Origin of the sequence: Aliidiomarina sp., assembly GCF_022565475.1 — a bacterium.
In the GTDB taxonomy this organism is placed as follows: Bacteria; Pseudomonadota; Gammaproteobacteria; order Enterobacterales; family Alteromonadaceae; genus Aliidiomarina.
The window spans coordinates 149,696-166,374 of sequence record NZ_JAIUMR010000004.1 but is presented as its reverse complement, the minus strand read 5'-3'; the positions used below and the strand labels follow the sequence as shown (position 1 = coordinate 166,374).

Annotated in this window: 18 protein-coding genes; 2 read left to right on the top strand and 16 right to left on the bottom strand. The window is 49.6% G+C overall.

Going from position 1 to position 16,679, the window contains the following annotated elements; translation table 11 throughout:
* Positions 1-50: 50 nt before the first annotated feature.
* The 4 genes from folA to rplU form a co-directional block, all read right to left on the bottom strand.
* Positions 51-560 carry a type 3 dihydrofolate reductase gene (gene folA / locus LAT77_RS05475; protein WP_290563549.1) on the bottom strand — a complete coding sequence of 170 codons (510 nt, stop codon included), beginning with the start codon at positions 558-560 and terminating at the stop codon, positions 51-53.
* 101 nt (positions 561-661) lie between these two features.
* The gene (gene cgtA / locus LAT77_RS05470; protein ID WP_290563548.1) at positions 662-1,849 is read right to left on the bottom strand and encodes an Obg family GTPase CgtA; all 1,188 of its coding nucleotides are present in this window, start codon (positions 1,847-1,849) and stop codon (positions 662-664) included.
* An 89-nt stretch (positions 1,850-1,938) separates the two neighbouring features.
* Positions 1,939-2,196, bottom strand: coding sequence for a 50S ribosomal protein L27 (rpmA, locus tag LAT77_RS05465; RefSeq protein ID WP_290563547.1), 258 nt, complete (start codon positions 2,194-2,196; stop codon positions 1,939-1,941).
* Positions 2,197-2,211: 15 nt separating this feature from the next.
* Complete coding sequence (rplU, locus tag LAT77_RS05460; RefSeq protein ID WP_290563546.1) at positions 2,212-2,523, bottom strand: 50S ribosomal protein L21; 312 nt, start codon at positions 2,521-2,523, stop codon at positions 2,212-2,214.
* Positions 2,524-2,706: 183 nt separating this feature from the next.
* Between rplU and ispB the strand changes: the two genes are divergently transcribed.
* On the top strand, positions 2,707-3,678 hold the full coding sequence (gene ispB, locus LAT77_RS05455; RefSeq protein WP_290563545.1) for an octaprenyl diphosphate synthase: 972 nt from the start codon (positions 2,707-2,709) through the stop codon (positions 3,676-3,678).
* 9 nt (positions 3,679-3,687) lie between these two features.
* On the opposite strand, the gene LAT77_RS05450 is transcribed toward ispB, so the two are convergent.
* The 4 genes from LAT77_RS05450 to mdh form a co-directional block, all read right to left on the bottom strand.
* Entirely contained in the window at positions 3,688-5,601 is a 1,914-nt protein-coding gene (locus tag LAT77_RS05450) for a hypothetical protein (RefSeq protein WP_290563544.1), read from the bottom strand.
* Positions 5,589-5,942, bottom strand: a complete 354-nt coding sequence (locus tag LAT77_RS05445; RefSeq protein ID WP_290563543.1) for a tetratricopeptide repeat protein — start codon at positions 5,940-5,942, stop codon at positions 5,589-5,591. Before LAT77_RS05445 ends, LAT77_RS05450 begins: the two co-directional genes overlap by 13 nt.
* 77 nt (positions 5,943-6,019) lie before the next feature.
* Positions 6,020-6,646, bottom strand: coding sequence for a hypothetical protein (locus tag LAT77_RS05440; RefSeq protein ID WP_290563542.1), 627 nt, complete (start codon positions 6,644-6,646; stop codon positions 6,020-6,022).
* Positions 6,647-6,799: 153 nt separating this feature from the next.
* Positions 6,800-7,735: a malate dehydrogenase gene (gene mdh / locus LAT77_RS05435; RefSeq protein ID WP_290563541.1), complete on the bottom strand. Its 936-nt coding sequence runs from the start codon at positions 7,733-7,735 to the stop codon at positions 6,800-6,802.
* A 193-nt stretch (positions 7,736-7,928) separates the two neighbouring features.
* Between mdh and argR the strand changes: the two genes are divergently transcribed.
* The gene (gene argR, locus LAT77_RS05430) at positions 7,929-8,393 is read left to right on the top strand and encodes a transcriptional regulator ArgR (protein WP_290563540.1); all 465 of its coding nucleotides are present in this window, start codon (positions 7,929-7,931) and stop codon (positions 8,391-8,393) included.
* Here argR and LAT77_RS05425 read toward each other — a convergent pair.
* The 8 genes from LAT77_RS05425 to LAT77_RS05390 all read right to left on the bottom strand — a co-directional run bounded on the left by LAT77_RS05425 (position 8,390) and on the right by LAT77_RS05390 (position 16,678).
* A complete protein-coding gene (locus LAT77_RS05425; RefSeq protein ID WP_290563539.1) occupies positions 8,390-9,289 on the bottom strand; it encodes a Dyp-type peroxidase in 900 nt (299 codons plus the stop codon). The genes argR and LAT77_RS05425 overlap by 4 nt on opposite strands.
* Positions 9,290-9,327: 38 nt before the next feature.
* The gene (locus LAT77_RS05420; protein ID WP_290563538.1) at positions 9,328-10,251 is read right to left on the bottom strand and encodes a glycosyltransferase; all 924 of its coding nucleotides are present in this window, start codon (positions 10,249-10,251) and stop codon (positions 9,328-9,330) included.
* A 106-nt stretch (positions 10,252-10,357) separates the two neighbouring features.
* Positions 10,358-11,818, bottom strand: a complete 1,461-nt coding sequence (locus LAT77_RS05415; protein ID WP_290563588.1) for a carboxypeptidase — start codon at positions 11,816-11,818, stop codon at positions 10,358-10,360.
* A 216-nt stretch (positions 11,819-12,034) separates the two neighbouring features.
* On the bottom strand, positions 12,035-14,623 hold the full coding sequence (gene acnB / locus LAT77_RS05410) for a bifunctional aconitate hydratase 2/2-methylisocitrate dehydratase (protein ID WP_290563537.1): 2,589 nt from the start codon (positions 14,621-14,623) through the stop codon (positions 12,035-12,037).
* Positions 14,624-14,800: 177 nt separating this feature from the next.
* Entirely contained in the window at positions 14,801-15,385 is a 585-nt protein-coding gene (locus tag LAT77_RS05405; RefSeq protein WP_290563536.1) for an NUDIX domain-containing protein, read from the bottom strand.
* 20 nt (positions 15,386-15,405) lie between these two features.
* Complete coding sequence (locus LAT77_RS05400; protein ID WP_290563535.1) at positions 15,406-15,897, bottom strand: alpha/beta fold hydrolase; 492 nt, start codon at positions 15,895-15,897, stop codon at positions 15,406-15,408.
* On the bottom strand, positions 15,897-16,283 hold the full coding sequence (locus tag LAT77_RS05395) for a CBS domain-containing protein (protein WP_290563534.1): 387 nt from the start codon (positions 16,281-16,283) through the stop codon (positions 15,897-15,899). The genes LAT77_RS05400 and LAT77_RS05395 overlap by 1 nt, the downstream gene beginning before the upstream one ends.
* 29 nt (positions 16,284-16,312) lie before the next feature.
* Positions 16,313-16,678, bottom strand: a complete 366-nt coding sequence (locus LAT77_RS05390) for a transcriptional regulator (RefSeq protein WP_290563533.1) — start codon at positions 16,676-16,678, stop codon at positions 16,313-16,315.
* Position 16,679: the final 1 nt, after the last annotated feature.

The following is a 16,679-nucleotide window of genomic DNA, read 5'->3' as shown; positions in this document are numbered from 1 at the left end:
TTCTTGAGAGTGTTACCATTGTTATTCTCACTTATTGTTGTACTAATAACTTACTTTTTTTCATATAAATAGCCTTGATAGGCTAGGGAGTTTTCGGTGTCGACCGCTTGATTCCGCAACAGCGTCCGTTGCCACTGTTCTGGGTGGTACTCAGGAAACCAAGTGTCGCCATCGACGTTTAAATCAATATGCGTCAAATAGAGCCGTGTCGCCATGGGTAAGAACGCCGCATAAATTTGACCACCGCCAATCACCATTAACTCTTCTAATTGAACGCCTTCTTCCTCCGCGCGCAGCTTCGCTGCACGGATTGCCGCTTCGGGTGATGAAACATGGGTCACTTCTGAAGGTAAGTTTTCTGCGGTGCGGCTAATGACGATATTGTGGCGTCCCGATAACGGTCGACCGATCGATTCGAAGGTCTTGCGCCCCATGACAATGGGCTTGCCTATGGTCAGGCTTTTAAAGTATTGCAATTCACCGGGAAGGTGCCACGGCATGTCACCGTGTTTGCCGATGACGCGATTGTGCGCCATCGCGGCAATGAGGGAAATGTGCATATGCGTCACTCGTTATTATTGTTTGTCCGCAAGAAACTGTATTGTAACGTATTTTCGCCAATAAAAAACGGCAGCTGCCAAAAGGCACGCTGCCGCTCTATTTATTTGCGATAGATGACATGACCATCATCGGGCTCATCATCATCCCAGTCATCGTCATCGTCCCAATTGTCGTCGTCACCTTCGACCCACTCCTCCGCATTGCGAAGTTGTTCGGCGTGGTGACTCGACCACTTGAACTCAACTTTCTCTGCTTCTTCTGGCTCCGGCTCCGCAGGCTTCGGCAAGGCTTCCAAATACTGCATAATTTCGCCCATTAGCTCTTTACAGGCTTTTCCTGTTAGTGCTGAAAGCTCATAAACAGGACCTTCCCACTCGAGCGCGTCAACCACTTGTTGACGACGTTCTGCCAACGTTTCTTCATCTAATAAATCGGTTTTATTTAACACTAACCACCGTGGCTTTTCCGCCAGTGCGGGGCTGTATTCGGCCAATTCATTAATAATCGTCACTGCGGCTTGTGCCGGATCAGACTCGTCGTAAGGCGCGACATCGACTAAATGGAGTAACAGACCACAACGCTCGAGGTGCTTGAGGAATTGAATACCCAAACCAGCACCGTCTGCTGCCCCTTCAATCAAACCTGGGATATCGGCAATCACGAAACTCTGGTGTCCCGATAAACGCACCACACCTAAGTTCGGTGTTAAGGTCGTAAACGGATAATCGGCAACTTTCGGCTTCGCCGCGGAGACCGAGCGAATCAAGGTCGACTTACCCGCATTCGGCATACCCAACAAGCCAACGTCGGCTAAGAGCAATAATTCGAGCTGCAGATTACGCTGCTCACCTTTAGTGCCGTCCGTTTTTTGCCGTGGAGCCCGATTCGTACTGCTTTTAAAACGGGTGTTGCCAAGGCCATGGAAACCACCTTTGGCAACCATTAAACGCTGACCTTGTTTGGTCAAGTCGCCTAGAACTTCGCCCGTGTCCATGTCTTTCACACGCGTACCAAGTGGCACTTGCAGCACTTTGTCGTCACCGCGTTTGCCGGTGCAGTTGCGGCTCATACCATTCTGACCACGCATCGCTCGATGCAAACGCTCAAAATGATAATCGATTAAGGTATTGACGTTCTCGTCGGCGACTAACCAGACATCCCCGCCATCGCCGCCGTCACCGCCATCGGGACCGCCCTTAGGGATAAATTTTTCGCGTCGGAAGCTGATACAGCCGTTACCGCCGTCTCCTGCCTCTGCGCGAATCTCTACTTCATCAACGAATTTCATGGTTTTGCCTGTGTTCGACGAATAAACTTACTTAAGTATACAAAAAACCCCGCACAATGGCGGGGTTTTTCCGGAAATACTTTGCAGTATTAGTCAGCGTGAACGCTGATGAATTTCCGGTTTTGTGGTCCACGAGTTTCGAAGGTAACTTTACCGTCTACTTTAGCGAACAAAGTGTGGTCACGACCTAGACCTACGTTGTCGCCTGCGTGGAATTTGGTGCCCCGCTGACGCACCAAGATGTTACCGGCCAATACTGATTCACCGCCGTAACGCTTAACACCTAAGCGTTTGCTTTCTGAATCACGACCGTTTTTAGTTGAACCACCAGCTTTTTTGTGTGCCATGTGTCTCTACTCCTCTTAACCGCTGATGCCAGTGATTTTCACTTCAGTGAACCACTGACGGTGACCCGCCTGCTTACGGTGATGCTTACGACGACGGAACTTAACGATCGTCACTTTATCACCACGGCCATGCGTCACAACTTCAGCCTTAATTTTACCACCAGAAACGAAAGGCGCACCGATCGTTACTTTTTCACCATCAGAGAGCATGAGCACTTGCTCAAATTCGATTGTATCACCGGTAGCTGCTTCGAGCTTTTCCAGGCGAACGGTCTGGCCCTCGGTGACACGGTGCTGTTTACCGCCACTTTGAAAAACCGCGTACATATTATTCTCCACATGCCTTGTACAGGCGCAACAAACTTAATTCAGGCCGCGGATTTTACGGAAAAACAGATAGCAACGCAAGTAAAAAGTCAAAAAATGATCAAAGGTGAAGAAATCTGGCAGAAATTTTCAAATCAGGTAAAATCACCCGCAAATTTTCTGTAAAGACGAGCTGATTATACCATGGATTTAGCGGCTGTACGCGCCCTCAATCAAGCGGATATGGACGCGGTTAACACCATTATCACTGCCCAGTTGAATTCGGACGTTGCGCTGATCAATCAGCTTGGCTTCTATATCATCAACAGCGGTGGCAAACGGTTACGGCCGCAACTTGCGGTATTAGCAGCGCGGGCACTTGGCTATGAAGGCGACAAACACCACCTGCTTGCCGCCATTGTTGAGTTTATTCATACCGCTACGCTGCTCCATGACGATGTGGTCGACGAATCGCTGACACGGCGTGGACGCGACACAGCCAACGCCTTATTTGGCAATGAGGCCAGTGTTTTAGTCGGTGACTTTTTATATACCCGTGCTTTCCAGCTGATGGTCAAAACAGAAAGTATGCGCGTACTTGAAGTGCTTGCCGACGCGACCAACATTATCGCCGAAGGTGAAGTCTTGCAGTTGATGAACTGCAATGACCCGACCACGACTGAAGCTTCGTATTTTCAAGTTATCTACAGCAAAACCGCAAAACTGTTTGAAGCGGCAACGCAGTTAGCCGCAGTGTTAGCGGGTGAGTCCGCTGAAGTTGAACAGGCAGCCGCCGACTACGGTCGTTATTTAGGCAACGCCTTCCAACTCGTCGATGACCTACTCGACTACACCTCAGACGCTGAAACCATGGGCAAAGATGCCGGCGACGACCTTGCCGAAGGCAAACCAACGCTGCCATTGTTATATGCGATGTGGAATACCGATGCCGAGAATGCGGAATTGATTCGTAGTGCAATTGAAGAAGGTGGCCGCCGTGACGCCCTCGAGCCTATTCTCGCGATCATGAAAAACACCAAAGCGCTGGAGTACACCCGCAACAAAGCGCTCGAGCAACGCGATTTAGCGATCGAAGCGTTATCTGCATTCCCAGATAACGACTACAAAGAAGCGCTAAAAGCGCTCGCGCATTTGGCCGTCGAGCGCGTCGCTTAAACAAGCCCGTTACAAGTCATAACGCTCCAATAGAGCCACTTGGTGACTATTGAGCATGAGCATTTGCGGAATCTGTTCGTTTGTTTCAGCCAACAGTCGTAACAACTCCGCGTTCTTGTGATACTTCGTCAGCCAATATGCCATCTCGCTCAACCGAGCACTTTTTCCACTGTCCTCAAGAGTGGCGATGACACTCGGTGCAGAGCTGAGATAATAGTTGATGAATTGATCGGCTTCCGTCGGTGCAAGTCCTTCGACACCAAACTCACGCAAAATCCACTGCGTCTGCCAATGTACAAAAGTTGGCCGATTTTCTACCCGCGCTATTACCCGCAAAATATCTCCCGCGCGGCGACGCAAATAAAGTTCCCACAGAACGTCACTGATAAAACTTTCCTCCAGTTCTTCTGGGGCGCGCTGAATATCTGATAATGCCTGGGCGAGCGTTGCGTCATCGAACATCTGTTCATCCGTATCGAAGCGGGTGACCTTATCGCGATATTGCGGTATCCCTTCCAAAAAGGCATAAATTTCTTGCGCTAACGAAGCTTGACCACTACGCCCATGATAATTCGCGTGCTGGTTCAGCCAATACATATCTTGGTCAAAATCGGGGTTCCAAATGTTATTTAATTCATAGTCATCTGCTGCTAATTTCTGCTGATAGAGCTGCCACTGCTGACGCGTGATTGTTTCGCTTTCACGCAGGCGTTTACCCTCCAGCAGCTCGCCCAAGGCTGACAATGTATCACTCGGGGTAACCTGTGTGGGTGACCAAACAGCAGCGGCAAAATCAAATTGCTTTAATCGCGACGCAGACCGGAATATCGCACTCGTCGGCAAGTGTGACTGTTGATAAAATGCACTCAGTGCAGAGTCGCCTTCGAGTGCATGCAATGTCGCATATTGCATCGCTTTCAGGCTGATGTATTCATCGTAATGATTAGCCAATCGCTGATTTTGCCCCTGCATCAAGGTATAGGTTGTGACATCAATACCAATACCCGCCATCCATGCGCTGTTCGCATTCGTGATCTCCGTGTCTAATAAGGAACTATAGCTGCGCTGCGGAAACGCACTGCGCCAATTGGTCCCCAGTGTCACCGCAGCAAGCTGATACCAATGCTGTGCTAGATCACGTTCTCCCCGCGCTTGCAGGGTTTGAGCGATACGAAACTGCGTCATCATCCGTAACCCGCGCTCGCTGAGCGATTGACAAATTGCCATTGCCTCGGCCAGGTTACCAAATTTTGCTTGGGTCACTGCCGCTTGGGCTAACGCTAATAATGCGCCTTCAGTCGGTCGAATCAATCCGCCATAACGTCCGTCATGACCACTCCACCGACCGGGCATCACCAGCAGCGTATTCAGTCGAGGTTGTGCAGTCAGCTGGCTGATGATGTTCTCTACCTGTTGACGTTCACCCGCTGATAATTTTGCCGCATTTGGCATCGGGCTTATCGTTCTCGTTATTGCCGTTTGCGCTTGCTGCAGCTGCGCTGCCCACTGTTGTTGCAGCGCATTTGCTTGTGCTTGTGGAAACTCACTGCGCACGAGCGCAGCATAAGCAATTGCTTCGCCATAGCGCCCAGCGACAACGAGTTGTTGCACAAACGCATAAGCTACATTCGCATTCAGTTGCAGCTCGAGACTTTGACGCAAAGCATCGGCTGCGGCACTTGCTTGCTTTAAGCCCATGTAAGTTTCACCGATAACGGCATACGCTTGTGCGCGTTCAGCCTCCGAGCCAGTGCTCGCCAACCGTTGTAGATAAGGGATACGTTGTTGCGCGTCCTGTGGTTGCGCCAATATCCTCAACGCCATCGAGGCTAGAAAACCTGCATCCGGATGTTGTTGTAAGGCCAGATCAATGCGCCGCAGCGCATTTTGCTTCTGACCTTGATAGTTTTCTAGCTCGGCCAAGAACATGGTCGCGGCTGATGCGGATAGGCATTTAAGATTTGGTTCAAAATTAGCTGAGCTTCAGCCAAATTGTTGCGGAGCAAATTGATGCGAGCTTGTACCACGCCCGTTAACGGATGACTTGGTGCGGATTGCATCATTTGCTGCGCAACTTGCAGCGCTTGCTGCCCCTGCTGTTGTTGAATGAATTGGTCGAACTGGTTGTACTGCAAGCGAATTGGATCCGTGTCGTTATTTGCGCTGACACTGAAACTGACGCTGCAAAGTAAAAGCAAAAATAGCAGGTAACGAAAAGCGGACGACAGACCGCGGTGAGTTAGGGTATTTATTGACGTATTCATCGGGCTGCTCAACTTTTGGAGATAATCTTTAAGATTTAGCCCAATTTAACGTTTTTGCAACAGTGATTGCTCAATTTTCAGTCGATTTTATACTGCCTGAACCCATAATAAATTGCGAACAACCAAATCCCCGCCACGAGTTTCCCCGCTTTTTGAATTGGCGGTAGCCATTCATAACCCATTTGCCCGTAAAACAAAATCGCATTCACCACCGGTAGTGCAAGCGCGAGTAGCCCTAGCAGAAACAATCCGTGTGCCCTCGCCTGCCACAGCCAATTCAGCAGCGTGACTGCGGTCACCAAAAAGAAGACCAGTGCAATGGTCACTTTGATGTGGTGCAGCGGTGTTGTAACGAGAAACGTAAACACAGCCATCGCAACACCGGCGATGCGAATAATCTGTCCATGACGGCTAACTGCGCCCGCATAAAACCGGCGCGACCATTGCTGCGCAGCAGTCGCTATCGCATGGAATACAGCGGCAATGCTCAGACAAAACAAAAATACCGCAAAGGTCGCGTACCAACGCGCTGGGTTTTCCTCGCCATTCACGGCATAGGGCTGGAACAGTGCGGAAATGGTATTCTCAGTCCAGCTATACCCCACCGTCGTTGGATCAAGTTGAGTGCCGCCCGGATATAAACCAGCGCTCCACCAAAACAGTAGAACTGCGCTAAGTACTCCGAGAAAAGGTAAATGTTTCATCGTTAATTCAAACCGATTAAATGAGAAGGTTCACTTCATAGAGTAATTTCTCAATACTTTGTTTCGTCGACATTAATACTAAAAGCTCAATACAAAAACAAAATAACCGCGCTGGTTTGCACCGAGCGCGGTTTCTTCAATCAGCATCGAGGCTTATTGGTTAGCGAAGTCGATACCCATTTGGATGTCTTTCTTCAGGCCATCCAACATGTCCGCTTTCGCTTTCGCTTCAAATTCGCTGAGCTCGCCGTAGGGCAGAATTTCTTCAACGCCGTTCTTGCCTAAACGTACTGCTTGTGCGAAGTACTGGGCGTCGCTACCGTCACCTTCAACATAGGCGTATTCAGTCACGGCTTCACCTTGCAGGCCTTTCACCAGCGAGAAACAGAAACGTGCTGCTGCTTGGCCCATAGACAGGGTTGCAGAGCCGCCGCCAGCTTTCGCTTCAACAACTTCCGTACCCGCGTTTTGAATACGGTGGGTTAATGACTCGATTTCGTCTTGGCTGAACTCAACGCCTTCAACCTGCGACAATAATGGCAGAATGGTCGTGCCGCTGTGGCCGCCGATCACGGGTACGTGCAATTCAGCTGGGTTCAAACCTTTCAATTCGCCAACGAAGGTTTCCGCACGGATGACGTCAAGCGTCGTCACACCGAATAAACGGTTTTTGTCGTAAACGCCTTTCGCTTTCAACACTTCTGCAGCGATAGCAACTGTCGTGTTCACTGGGTTGGTGATAATTCCGATTAATGCTTTCGGGCAGGTGTCGGCAATGTGCTCAACCAAGTTTTTGATAATGCCCGCATTCATGTTGAACAGGTCTGAGCGATCCATGCCTGGCTTACGTGGCACGCCAGCTGGAATGAGAACGACGTCCGCACCTTCGAGTGCTTGAACTAAACCGTCTTGGCCATAACCCTTAACAGACACAGCCGTTGGGATGTGGCTTAAGTCAACAGCAACACCTGGAGTTACTGGTGCAATGTCGAATAATGCTAAGTCTGAGCCAGCAGGTAATTGGGTTTTCAACAGTAAAGATAACGCCTGACCGATACCGCCTGCGGCGCCTAAAACTACAACTTTCATATCGCACTCCATTCAATTCGTTGCGGGGGGCTAAACCTTAGCCGATCAGCGCCCAAAAAACAATAAAACGGCCGTTTAACTGACGAGAAAAATTACCCTTGTAGGCGCTGAAAACTAGGTGTTCTGGAAAAAATCCGATACACTGTGCCGCGATTACATAACTTCAACAATTAGACGATGGTATGGTCTCAGTATGGCGTCAACTCAGCACGATCATTTAGTCGAAGCATTTCGCGAAATTTTGAAAGAAGAGCGCTATTCGTCGCAAGCGGAGATTGTTGTCGCTTTGCAGGAACGTGGCTTCGAAGGCGTCAATCAATCGAAAGTCTCGCGCATGTTGAGTAAGTTTGGGGCCGTTCGTGCACGCAACGCGCTCGAAGAAATGGTTTATTGCTTACCGCCAGAACTTTCCATGCCGTCAGCGCGCAGTTCCGTCCGCCAATTGGTACTCGAAGTTGAGCACAATGAAGTAATGATCATTATCCGCACCACGCCTGGCGCAGCACAGCTGATCGCGCGCCTGCTCGACTCGGTGGGTCGTAAAGAAGGTGTGCTGGGCACGATCGCCGGTGATGACACTATTTTTATTGCGCCGGTCAATACTGCCACGATCGACGAAACGCTCGAAAACGTGCAACGTCTCTTCGAATCGGTTTAGCGTCCGAGCTGTCGCCACCAGTTCAATGCGGGTACAAAATAGGCGCTGCAATGTTCAATCAAAATATAATCGAGTAGCGGATCACTTTCGCCATCTTCGCCTTGCTCTAGGCGTTTGCGCAGCCATTGGTCCAGTAAATCGACCCGTCCGGCAAATAAAAGACTTAATTCATGTGGACGTTGCAAACCGCCGTAAGGCATGTGTAAACGCCACAAATCTCCTTCGGTTTTCTCTGCATGGGTGGCTTTCGCCGTTTTCATCAGTCGCGCACTCGCGCGCTCTCGCCCCATGACTTTCTCTTGCTCGGCAGTGCTTAAACGCTGAAATTTTTGTAGTGCCAATTTACTCAGCTGTAGCCACAGAAAGCTGCCACCAGCAAACTCCGGATCCTGTTCAGCAGATACCAAGGCCAGCTCGCGACGATGCGGGCCACCCATATGTTCGTTGGTATATTTAAAGCCAAACAAATCACGGCCATCGAGGTAACGAAATGGTGTGTATTCTTCCGCCAGCTCGACTAAGTCTCCCAGCCAATTGAGTAACTCCAGACCCGTCGCATAATTAGCATCAAATCGATCCGAACGAATCACGATTGCTAAATCAAAGGGTGTTACTGGTAGTGAATGCTCACTTTTTGAAAATTCAGGGATGGTTTTTAAACCATCCGGACGGGAGTCAGGCGACAATACGTCCCAATAGGGTTCGCCAACCGCCAGCACTAGACTCAATAATGACTCGGAGAAACGCTCTTCAAACTTATGGGCAAAATCGGCAAACTCCGCTAAACGACGGCGGACTTTTTCCGGTTGTTCAGAGGTCACATGCAGTAATAAGAGCAAGCCGTGGAGGCTTGCTTCAGCACATACGCCAGTTTGTGGGCGAATCGGTTGGGTCATGGTCGAGTTCCTTTGCGACAGTCGTTTTCGCGCGATGATTACGCTTTTTTATCGTTGCGATCACGCCAGCCAATTTGCAACTTGCGAATTTGGCTGCGTAACTTTGTATTGGTTTCTGAACCAGTATAGCGTCCTTTAAAAATATGCCTGATGCGATACACGCCTGGCAAGGTAATTGCTGTGCCCATGGTTCGGAGTAACCAACGAAAGGCACGGTCTTCGTAACACTTCTGCCAACTGTCTGCAGGCGTCTGGTACACCGACATGGCGTCACAGTAACCGAGTTCACGAGCAGCATCACCATGGGTGATCTGCAGCGGGCCGGTGGCTTTGGTGATTTTTTTGACGATAAACTCGGTTCCATCAAGCGCAACCACTTGTGCGGCTGCTGCTTTTTGCAACAAGGGGTCGTCTTCCGCCAGTAATGACGTTACCCGCTCTTCGGTTGGATAGACCAAGGCATCGGTGCGACCATCAAGCTGCTGCGCTAAGGCGTCTAAAGTGCCTTCGGCAAACACCACGTCACAATCGGTAAACCAGATCCAGTCCGCCCGCGTGTTCAGGGCCGCATGATTGCGGCCAATACCACGCCGGAACAGCTGCTCTCTCGGCAGCGGACGCCAGTTCCAGATCACATTCGCCACCTTTTGCTCAGCAAAGAATGCCAACAATGCTCTGGTTTTCTCATCGTCCGGGCAATAATACACCGTCATAGTCACATCGACGTTTTGCGGTGGATGCAAAACTAACGAGCTTAACTGATAAGCTTGTAAATGCGCGTACTGCCAGCAATGGCTGACTATCTCAACGTGTAAACGCCCTGCTTTGGCAGGATACGCTTGCTTTGGTTTTGGATACAGCCAGCGAATGGGTAATACACCACTCACAGCTAAGCGGGCCAATTGCCCTTGCAGTCCTCGATACCAACGTTGCGGAGCAACCCGCACAGATGATGCATTCATGTGCTCTATCTCAATGATGACTCAATAAAAAACCCGTGCTGCGATGGTATACCATCAGCGCACGGGTTTCATCTGTCAATTACAGGTATCCTCTGAGGCGTCGTGCTTAATATTTCGCCGGCACGTTACGACCCGGTAAAGACGCTTTAATAAAGTCACGCAAATGGTTGTTCGAAAGCTCGAGGTCATGACGACGTAAATACATCATATGACCACTTCGATAGCCCTCAAAATACAAGCGATCTTTCATCTTACCGCTCGGATCCAACTGCCACATACTGTACTTGGCATCAAAATAGTTGGTGGCACCGTCGTAATAACCGGCTTGGAACAACACGTTCAAGTAAGGGTTTTGAGCCATCGCTTGGCGCAAGTTTTCACCAGTATTGTTGCCACTGCGATCCCACGGATGCACCGGACCAAACATGTTGTATTTGGTGTCGGTTACGAAGCCTAGCTCTTCCCGCAAATAGTAGTTAATAGCTGGCGTAAACGAGTGTAGCCACGAGGTTAGCTCCGAGTTGAAATCTGGACGCACACCCACGTCTTTGCGGTCGAGACCTTTATAACGTGAATCGAGACGGCCAACCGTATGGCCTTCGTCACGCAGCAACTCCTTCCAGAAAAACGCCGTGTCGATATCGAGGTTGCTCTGCAAGACAGACTCAACCGAAATACCTGCGTAACGCGCTACTTGCTCCGCAATGGCTTGCTTTTCGTCGTCCGCTAACCAAGCACCTTTCGCGAGTGCCGGTAAATAGGTATTAATCGTAAACTCTTCGACTTTCGGCAGTAAATCATACAAATCACCTTGCTGCAGTTCGTCGTCAAGCTTGCCGTGGTACCAAGCGGTTGCGGCAAAGTATGGTAAGCGATTGGCTGCTTTCACTGGGCCATCACGGTCAATGCCCATGTCCGTTGGCGAAACCAGTACCACGCCATTGAGGTACATCCACTGCTGGTTTTGCAGCGCTAACGCTAAGCCAGCAACACGGGTCGTGCCATAGCTTTCACCAATAAGGAACTTGGGTGAGCGCCAGCGGTTGTAACGCGTCACAAAGGTGTTTATCCACTCGGACAGGTACTGTATGTCGGCATTGACACCAAAGAACATCCGTTGCTGTTGGTCGCGCGACGGCATGTTTCCATCTGGCCCCGGCAACACTCGTGAATAGCCGGTGTTGACTGGGTTAACGAAGACGATGTCAGTTACATCAAGAACCGAATAGGGGTTGTCCTGCACGCCATATGGCTGCACCGGATAGCCTTCTTCATCGAGTAATAGCGACTTCGGTCCGGTATACGCGATATGCATCCACACGGACGCTGAGCCCGGGCCACCGTTGAAGGACATCATCAATGGCCGCTCTTCTTGATTGCGCACGCCCTGACGCTCGTAGTAGGTGTACTGCAACGTCGCGGTCGGGTGGCCGTTGTCATCCCACACCGGCAAGGTACCTGCGTACACTTTATAGTCAACGCGTTGACCGTTAATTTGCATTCGGTGCTCAGTGACATTGACACTTTCAATCGGAATCGTACGGCGGTGTTCTTCCGCAACTGCCATCGTACAAACAAAAGCTAGTGCAACCACTAGGCCTTGTGTCAGAAGCTTCATACCCTGTCCTCATTATTCTTGATTGTTAACACTCGGTTAATTTAGCGGCTCTTGGCATGAAGACCTAGTCAAATGCGGTCAATGGTGGAATTCTTGCAATCAGTCGATGAAAAAAACCCCGATACTTCGCAGTACCGGGGTTTGTGTTTTCGTCAGCGCAACGAATTAGGCAACATTAATCGTCGGAATAATGGTGTCTTTCGCTTTTTGCTCTGCTGCGCGGAAGTCAGGCATTTGGTCAAAGTTTAGGTACTTATAAACTTCGCCAGCCATCGCGTCGATGTTCTGCGCGTATTCCATGTATTCTTCACGCGTTGGGATTTTACCTAAGATAGCGCCAACTGCAGACAACTCTGCAGAAGCCAAGTACACGTTGGCACCATCACCTAAACGGTTCGGGAAGTTACGCGTTGAGGTTGAAAGCACAGTTGCACCTGCTTTCACCCGTGCTTGGTTACCCATACACAGTGAACAGCCTGGCATTTCTGTACGCACACCGTTACGACCATAGATGTTGTAGTAACCTTCTTCCATCAATTGCGCTTCGTCCATTTTCGTCGGTGGCGCAATCCACAACTGCGTGTTCAATGGATTGGTATTTTGCTCAAGCAATTTACCTGCCGCGCGGAAGTGGCCGATGTTGGTCATACAAGAACCGATGAAGACTTCATCCACTTTGTCGCCAGCTACGTCAGACAAGGTTTTCGCATCGTCTGGATCGTTCGGGCAGCAAAGAATTGGCTCAACGATTTCGTTTAAGTCAATTTCGATCACCGCAGAGTACTCGGCGTCTTGGTCCGCTTCCATCAGTTCTGGGTTCGCTAACCACTCTTCCATCTTCTGTGCACGACGCTCAAGGGTACGGACATCGCCGTAACCTTCGGCGATCATCCAACGTAACATGGTGATGTTCGAACGTAAGTATTCCGCAATCGACTCTTCTGACAACTTGATCGTACAACCAGCCGCTGAACGCTCAGCCGACGCGTCAGACAATTCAAATGCCTGCTCAACTGTGAGGTTGTCAAGACCTTCGATTTCGAGAATACGACCAGAGAAGATGTTCTTCTTACCACGTTTTTCAACGGTTAAGAGACCTTCTTTAATGGCATACAAAGGAATGGCGTGAACCAAGTCACGTAAAGTGACGCCTGGCTGCATTTTGCCTTTAAAGCGCACCAATACTGACTCTGGCATATCCAGTGGCATAACGCCGGTCGCTGCGGCGAAGGCAACGAGGCCTGAACCTGCTGGGAATGAAATACCCAATGGGAAGCGCGTATGCGAGTCACCACCAGTACCCACGGTATCTGGCAATAACATGCGGTTTAACCAGCTGTGGATAATCCCGTCACCTGGACGCAGAGACACACCACCACGGTTCATAATGAAGTCTGGCAGGGTGTGCTGAGTTTCAATATCAACCGGCTTCGGATAGGCCGCCGTATGACAGAATGACTGCATCACTAAGTCGGCGTTAAAGCCCAAACAGGCGAGGTCTTTCAATTCGTCACGGGTCATTGGGCCGGTGGTGTCTTGCGAACCAACCGTGGTCATGCGTGGCTCACAGTAAGTACCAGGACGAACGCCGTCGATACCACAGGCTTTACCGACCATTTTCTGCGCTAACGTAAAGCCTTTACCGCTGTCACTTGGCTGTTCAGGTGAACGGAATAAGTCAGAGCGACCTAAACCAAGTGACTCACGTGCTTTCGTGGTTAAACCGCGGCCGATGATTAAGTTAATCCGGCCACCCGCGCGCACTTCATCAAGAATCACGTCAGACGCATACTGGTACTCAGCAATCACTTCACCGGCTTCGTTTTCAATTTTACCCGCTAATGGATAAATATGAATGACGTCGCCCATGTTCATCTGGTCTACGTCTGCTTCAAAAACTAAAGTACCGGTGTCCTTCATGGTGTTGAAGAAAATCGGTGCCACTTTGCCACCAATACAAATACCGCCAGAACGCTTGTTCGGGGTACCTGGCATGTCGTCACCAATGAACCACAACACTGAGTTGGTTGCTGACTTCCGCGAAGAACCGGTACCGACAACGTCACCGACGAACGCAACTGGGTTGCCTTTTTCTTTTAGTTCAGCAATTTGCTCAGCCGCGTTGGTAATTCCTTCGCGTGGCATTTTGTACATGGCTTTCGCATGCAAAGGAATATCAGGACGAGACCATGCATCAGGGGCTGGTGATAAGTCATCCGTATTCGTTTCACCTGTGACTTTGAATACAGTCGCAGTAATTTTTTCTGGCATTTCTGGGCGGCTGGTAAACCACTCTGCATTCGCCCATGACTCGACCACAGCTTTCGCTACAGCATTGCCGGCTTTCATGCGCTCTTCCACGTCGTGGAAGGCGTCAAACATCAAAATGGTGTGCTTCAGCTCTTCACCAGCGGCTTCGGCTAGCTCGGCGTCGTCGAGTAATGACACAAGGGTTTCGATGTTGTAACCACCGTGCATGTTGCCCAGTAGTTTCACCGCTAATTTCTTGTCGATAATCGGTGAAGTGACTTCACCTTTGGTGATTGCAGCTAAAAAGCCCGCTTTCACGTAGGCTGCTTCGTCAACCCCTGGTGGTACGCGGTCACTGATCAGTTCTAGCAAAAACGCTTCTTCGCCCGCTGGCGGGTTCTTTAACAACTCAACCAAGTCTGCAACTTGCTCTGGGTTCAGAGGCTTGGGTGGAATTCCTTCTGCGGCACGCTCGGCCACATGTGCGCGATATTGTTCTAACACAAATGATTCCTCTCAGGTGAATGCCCGCCGCTCAAAGAAAGCGGCCAGCAAATTAGAAAACGGGGGGATTATACGTGAAATTGTGACTGTTTTGAATTTAAGCAGGTCTGACAAGGGCTATTTCAGCCATTCACCGTATTTATAGCATGTATTCACACGAACACCTTCCTGCCACTTTTAGTATCTCGACTTCGCTATTTGCTCTAACACGAGGGTTTCGCGATGAATGGATAATCCCATCGTTGTTGGGCGCTGAGCAATGACTCGACGGTTATGCGTTAACGCATCGGCAACAGAGATCCACTGCGCTCGCATGCCATTACTCACTTCATAATGTTCCAAATTAGCCGCCGCTAGTGTTTCGCCAATTTTGCACTCAAACCATGACGATGTTTGAAAAAGAAGATCCCACTCTCGCTTCCAAGTCGGTGTAAACTCAGTAACTTGCGCTACGGGCGCAATGACTTGAATATCTTGAGCACCGGTTTCTTCTTGGAGCTCGCGGCGCAAGCCAGTAATCAATGATTCACCAGGATCAACACCACCGCCTGGGAAACTAAAGTCATCATACCGCTCGGTATACAGCAAAAGTATCTTATCGTGACGACACACCACCGCTCGCGCTGCTTGCCTTTGCAACACACGATAAGATTGTTGAATAACTGGCAGATTTTTCTGACAAAATAGAAGCTCATTATCGAGTGTTTCATGAACTAGGTGATATGACGCAGGAAACACCGTGACTTCTTGATTTAATTGCATAATTGCCCGATTACAAGACATTAAAATTGGGCATTATACACTTCTTGAACAGCAGATAAAATTGTTTGCTGAGCCGTTTCGCTGGCTAATCGATGTTCGTCATCAACCGTAATCAGCGGAACGCCGAAACGCTTACAAAAAGAAACGACTTTATCGTAGGGAACTACTTTGTCGGCAAGACCGTGAATCACCCGTACGCGCTGCTGTGACGGTAATTCCGTGACGCGCTCACCCTCTTCGGTATGCACCGCCGGCGCGAGCAATACCAAGGCTTTAATTCGCTCTGGAAAGAGACTGTACAAGCGTGCCGCTAACAGCCCACCAAACGAAGAACCTACCAGCACTAAGCCATGTTGCCCTCGAGTGACTTCTTCTGCTTTCGCGAGTCGCTGCTCTAAGTCCATCCCTTGAAAGTCTGGCGATTCCAGCTCCGGAAACTCGCTTTTCAGTAAATGATATTTCTGCCCATGCGGGCCACTTTCCAGTCCGTGGAAGAAGTAAAGGCTCGCCATTAGTCAACCTTCTTCAATAGTTCGCCCATGATATCATCCATGGTCACAAAGCCTTCCAACTCATTGTCTTTCAGCACCAATAAGCGTTTCACATGCTGTTGCACCATCATCGCAGCACACTGCTTTAACGACAAACTCGCGCCTACCGCTAACGCTGGTTTTGCGCAAATATCGTAGACATTGAGCAAATCAATATCACCATCCTCTGCGATCACCGTTTTTAAGACATTGGTGTATGTAATTAAGCCATATGCATCGCTATCACTTTGTTTCTCAACCACCAGCGACTTAATGTTTTTACTTTTTAATAAACTTAACGCCTCGCGAAGTTTCGCAAACGGCGAGATGGTTACCACGTCTTTAATCATCACGTCTTTGACTTGCATGACTGTGCTCCTGCTTTCCCTTGAACCGATTACAAAGTTTCTTTCACTGACTGCTCAGCTAAATGTTGTTCAAATTTCTCTAATTGCGACATATCAATACCGCCGAGGTGCTCTAACGGCACGGTAAACACCATGCCTTGAGAATCGCGCTCATCCGGCATAATTACCTTTTGAATCGCCTTCATCACGTGCAGTGACAGTCCTTTTTCAAGCACCATCAGTAAGACTTTCTGACTACCATCATAACTCATGCCAAAAAACGATTTCTTCGCCGTGTTACTAATTCCACGTCCCGACATCACCGTCATACCACCAGCGCCTTGCTCGCGCGCGGCATCAATCGATTCCTGCTCAAGCTCTTCTGGCACAATGGCCACCAATGCTGAAAATTTCATG

Excerpts from the sequence above, each read along its gene's own strand:
- folA (WP_290563549.1), bottom strand. The coding sequence starts at position 560 with ATGCACATTTCCCTCATTGCCGCGATGGCGCACAATCGCGTCATCGGC.
- cgtA (WP_290563548.1), bottom strand. The coding sequence starts at position 1,849 with ATGAAATTCGTTGATGAAGTAGAGATTCGCGCAGAGGCAGGAGACGGC.
- rpmA (WP_290563547.1), bottom strand. The coding sequence starts at position 2,196 with ATGGCACACAAAAAAGCTGGTGGTTCAACTAAAAACGGTCGTGATTCA.
- rplU (WP_290563546.1), bottom strand. The coding sequence starts at position 2,523 with ATGTACGCGGTTTTTCAAAGTGGCGGTAAACAGCACCGTGTCACCGAG.
- ispB (WP_290563545.1), top strand. The coding sequence starts at position 2,707 with ATGGATTTAGCGGCTGTACGCGCCCTCAATCAAGCGGATATGGACGCG.
- LAT77_RS05445 (WP_290563543.1), bottom strand. The coding sequence starts at position 5,942 with ATGAATACGTCAATAAATACCCTAACTCACCGCGGTCTGTCGTCCGCT.
- LAT77_RS05440 (WP_290563542.1), bottom strand. The coding sequence starts at position 6,646 with ATGAAACATTTACCTTTTCTCGGAGTACTTAGCGCAGTTCTACTGTTT.
- mdh (WP_290563541.1), bottom strand. The coding sequence starts at position 7,735 with ATGAAAGTTGTAGTTTTAGGCGCCGCAGGCGGTATCGGTCAGGCGTTA.
- argR (WP_290563540.1), top strand. The coding sequence starts at position 7,929 with ATGGCGTCAACTCAGCACGATCATTTAGTCGAAGCATTTCGCGAAATT.
- LAT77_RS05425 (WP_290563539.1), bottom strand. The coding sequence starts at position 9,289 with ATGACCCAACCGATTCGCCCACAAACTGGCGTATGTGCTGAAGCAAGC.
- LAT77_RS05420 (WP_290563538.1), bottom strand. The coding sequence starts at position 10,251 with ATGAATGCATCATCTGTGCGGGTTGCTCCGCAACGTTGGTATCGAGGA.
- LAT77_RS05415 (WP_290563588.1), bottom strand. The coding sequence starts at position 11,818 with ATGGCAGTTGCGGAAGAACACCGCCGTACGATTCCGATTGAAAGTGTC.
- LAT77_RS05405 (WP_290563536.1), bottom strand. The coding sequence starts at position 15,385 with ATGCAATTAAATCAAGAAGTCACGGTGTTTCCTGCGTCATATCACCTA.
- LAT77_RS05400 (WP_290563535.1), bottom strand. The coding sequence starts at position 15,897 with ATGGCGAGCCTTTACTTCTTCCACGGACTGGAAAGTGGCCCGCATGGG.
- LAT77_RS05395 (WP_290563534.1), bottom strand. The coding sequence starts at position 16,283 with ATGCAAGTCAAAGACGTGATGATTAAAGACGTGGTAACCATCTCGCCG.
- LAT77_RS05390 (WP_290563533.1), bottom strand. The coding sequence starts at position 16,678 with ATGAAATTTTCAGCATTGGTGGCCATTGTGCCAGAAGAGCTTGAGCAG.